Annotated in this window: 3 protein-coding genes; 2 read left to right on the top strand and 1 reads right to left on the bottom strand. The window is 65.1% G+C overall.

Annotated features, from left to right (window positions below; all coding sequences use genetic code 11):
* On the top strand, positions 1 to 813 hold an 813-nt coding region (gene era, locus Q1V87_RS14510), incomplete at its 5' end, for a GTPase Era (protein ID WP_300594381.1).
* Positions 814 to 834: 21 nt separating this feature from the next.
* On the opposite strand, the gene Q1V87_RS14515 is transcribed toward era, so the two are convergent.
* A complete protein-coding gene (locus tag Q1V87_RS14515) occupies positions 835 to 1452 on the bottom strand; it encodes a hypothetical protein (RefSeq protein WP_292735460.1) in 618 nt (205 codons plus the stop codon).
* Positions 1453 to 1639: 187 nt separating this feature from the next.
* On the opposite strand from Q1V87_RS14515, the gene leuA reads away from it, so the two are divergent.
* On the top strand, positions 1640 to 3400 hold the full coding sequence (leuA, locus tag Q1V87_RS14520) for a 2-isopropylmalate synthase (protein ID WP_300594386.1): 1761 nt from the start codon (positions 1640 to 1642) through the stop codon (positions 3398 to 3400).
* The last annotated feature ends 121 nt before the right edge of the window (positions 3401 to 3521 follow it).

Below are 3521 nucleotides of genomic sequence, written 5' to 3' on the forward strand. Positions count from 1 at the left end.
GGCGAGAAGATCGCGATCACCAGCGACAAGCCGCAGACCACCCGGCGCGCCATTCGCGGCATCCTGAACCGCCCCGGCGGGCAGATCGTGATCGTCGACACCCCCGGTCTGCACCGCCCGCGCACGCTCCTCGGTCAGCGCCTGAACGATCTTGTCGAAGAGGTCCTCGGGGATGTCGACGTGATCGCCTTTTGCGCTCCGGCGACCGAGAAGGTCGGGCCCGGAGATCGGCGGATCGCCGAGTCCCTGGACGGTTACGCCTCGGCGAAGAAGATCGCCCTGGTGACCAAGACCGATGCCGCATCCCGCGATCAGATCACGGAGCGGCTCATGGAGGTCGACGCCCTGCGCGAGGACTGGGCGGCCGTCATTCCGCTCTCGGCGGTCACAGCCGATCAGCTCGGGGTTCTGGCTGACGAGATCCTGAAGATGCTCCCCGAAGGCCCGGCCCTCTACCCCGACGACGTCGTCACGGACGAGGCCGATGACGACCGGATCGCCGAGATCATTCGGGAGGCCGCGCTCGATGGCGTGCGCGACGAGTTGCCGCACTCCATCGCGGTCGTCGTTCAGGATGTCGAACCGCGCGAGGACTCCGACCTGATCGACGTGTATGCCGACATCGTGGTCGAACGCGACAGTCAGAAGGCGATCATCATCGGCAAGAAGGGGTCGCGACTCGCACGCGTCGGCGCCGCTGCCCGCGAACAGATCGAGCCACTGCTTGGATCCCGCGTCTTCCTGTCACTGCACGTCAAGGTAGCCAAGGACTGGCAGCGCGACCCGAAGCAACTCGGCCGTCTCGGTTTCTGACCCTTACGTGCGAATCCCGCCTCAGCCGATCGGTCTGAGAGCTGACTGGACGATGACGACGCCGTCGCCGTATTCGGCATCCGCGGCATCCTGCAGGGTGCCGTCATCCCAGATCACCTGCGCCCACACGTAGCCATCCTGCGTCCAGGTCGCAAGCAGCAGATCACCGAGCTCGGTCGGCAGCTCACGTGCGATCTCGTCGAGCTCTGCGACTGGCGTTTCGCCCGGGACTCCTCCCGTCGGGTCCTCTGGGCGAATCGGATCGTAGAGCGCAAGCATGATCGGCGGTTGGGTGGCGGTGAAGACCTCGCCGTCGAACGTTCCGAAGACGGCATAGGTGCCCCACCGCGTGTGGCCCGACTCCTCGAACCCGTCGACACCTTCCCAGCTCCAGCCCATGAGCGGCAACCCGTCGCACTGCGGCGGGTAGGACTCGGCGATCGGGCCGAGGCAGAGAGTCACATCCCCAGCGACATCCAGCACAGTTCCCGTGCCGACCACTTCGCCGTCCGGCGGGCTGATTTGTGTGGTCGACAGCGAGCCACCGGATGCACCGGACCCGCTGGCGCATCCGGTGGTGATCAGCAGGAGCGACGCAGCGGCGAGCGCGGCAGTACCGAGACGAGCAGTGATCCTCATACCCATACTGTGTCGAGCGCGAACCAAACGTCTCACGGATCAGGGGACGAATTGCTGATAACATCGCGGTATGCGTGCACTCTCGCTTCTTCTTAGCTGCCGCGGCGGGGCAAACTAGGGCCTACCTCGTCGCGGAGCTTCGTGTCGGCCCGTTCACCTCGAGCCAGAAGCAGGAAGAAGCGACACCATGAAGAACACTCAGCAGCCGTCGGGGATGCCGACGCACAAGTACGTTCCTTATCACGAGCAGATCCGCGTGTCGGTTCCCGACCGCACGTGGCCCGACGCGAAAATCACCCAGGCACCGCGCTGGTGCGCCGTAGACCTGCGCGATGGTAACCAGGCGCTCATCGACCCGATGAGCCCCGAGCGCAAGCGGATCATGTTCGATCTGCTGGTGAAGATGGGCTACAAAGAGATCGAGGTGGGCTTTCCGTCCGCGAGCCAGACGGACTTCGACTTCGTGCGTCACCTGATCGAAGACGACGTCATCCCCGACGACGTGACTATCCAGGTTCTGACGCAGGCGCGCGAGCACCTCATTGAGCGCACCTACGAATCGATCCGCGGCGCGAAGCGCGCGATCGTGCACCTCTACAACTCGACGAGCATCCTGCAGCGCGATGTCGTGTTCCGCACCGACAAGCAGGGGATCATCGACATCGCCCTCGAAGGTGCTCGCCTGTGCCGCAAGTTCGAGGCGACGGTTCCGGGCACGGAGGTGTTCTACGAGTACTCGCCTGAGAGCTACACCGGCACCGAGCTCGAGTTCGCCGTCGATGTGTGCAACCAGGTTCTCGAGATCTTCGAGCCGACGCCTGAGCGGAAGGTCATCATCAATCTGCCGGCGACGGTCGAGATGGCAACGCCGAACGTCTACGCCGACTCCATCGAATGGATGAGCCGCCACCTGAACCACCGCGAGAACGTCCTGATCTCGCTGCATCCGCATAATGACCGCGGCACGGCGATCGCGGCTGCCGAGCTCGGCTACATGGCCGGGGCCGACAGGATCGAGGGCTGCCTGTTCGGTAACGGCGAGCGCACCGGAAACGTCGACCTGGTCGCGTTGGGGATCAACCTGCTGACGCAGGGGGTGGACCCTCAGATCGACTTCAGCGACATCGACCAGGTCAAGCGCACCGTCGAGTACTGCAACCAGTTGCCCGTGCATGAGCGCAGTCCCTGGGCTGGCGACCTCGTCTTCACCGCCTTCAGCGGGTCGCACCAGGATGCGATCAAGAAGGGCTTCGAGTCGATGGATGCCGCCGCCGCGGCGCAGGGCGTCGGCGTCGATGAGTTGGTATGGGCTGTGCCCTACCTGCCGATCGATCCGAAGGATCTCGGCCGCTCGTACGAGGCCGTCATCCGCGTGAACTCGCAGTCCGGCAAGGGTGGCGTTGCGTACCTCTTGAAGACCGACCACGCCTTGGACCTGCCGCGTCGACTGCAGATCGAGTTCTCGGGCGTCGTGCAGGCAAAGACGGATGCCGAGGGCGGCGAGGTCACGAGCGACCAGATCTGGTCGATCTTCACCGACGAATACCTGCCGAGCACGGTTGCCGACGAGCGCTGGGGCCGGTTCGAGTTGCTCTCGACGCGCACCGAGAGCGACATGACCGGTGACGTCGTCCTCGACGTACGGCTGCGTGATGGTGATTCGGAGATCTCGGCTCGCGGGAACGGGAACGGACCGGTTGCCGCGTTCTTGGCGGTGCTGCGCGAACAGGGGTTCGACGTCACCGTGTACGACTACGTCGAGCATGCTCTCAGCGCCGGCGGTGATGCCCAGGCCGCGGCCTACGTCGAATTGCAGGTCGAAGGCGAGCGCCTGTGGGGTGTCGGTATCGACGGCGACATATCGACGGCGTCACTCAAAGCCATCGTCTCGGGCGTGAACCGTGCGATCCGCGTCCGCGAGGAGTCCGGAACTCTCGCGGCCGTCTGACAGCCGAGTGCACGCGGGGGTGGCCGGTCAGCCGGTTGCCCCCGCGTCGCCGTTGTCAGCAGCTCTGGTGCCGCCGACGACGGTGATCGCGGAGGTCTCGACGGCGACCTTCCGGCGGTAG

It is taken from the genome of Microbacterium sp. (genome assembly GCF_030149085.1).
GTDB lineage: Bacteria > Actinomycetota > Actinomycetes > Actinomycetales > Microbacteriaceae > Microbacterium.

Coding starts and splice junctions, on each gene's coding strand:
- leuA (WP_300594386.1), top strand. CDS start 1,640: ATGAAGAACACTCAGCAGCCGTCGGGGATGCCGACGCACAAGTACGTT.
- Q1V87_RS14515 (WP_292735460.1), bottom strand. CDS start 1,452: ATGAGGATCACTGCTCGTCTCGGTACTGCCGCGCTCGCCGCTGCGTCG.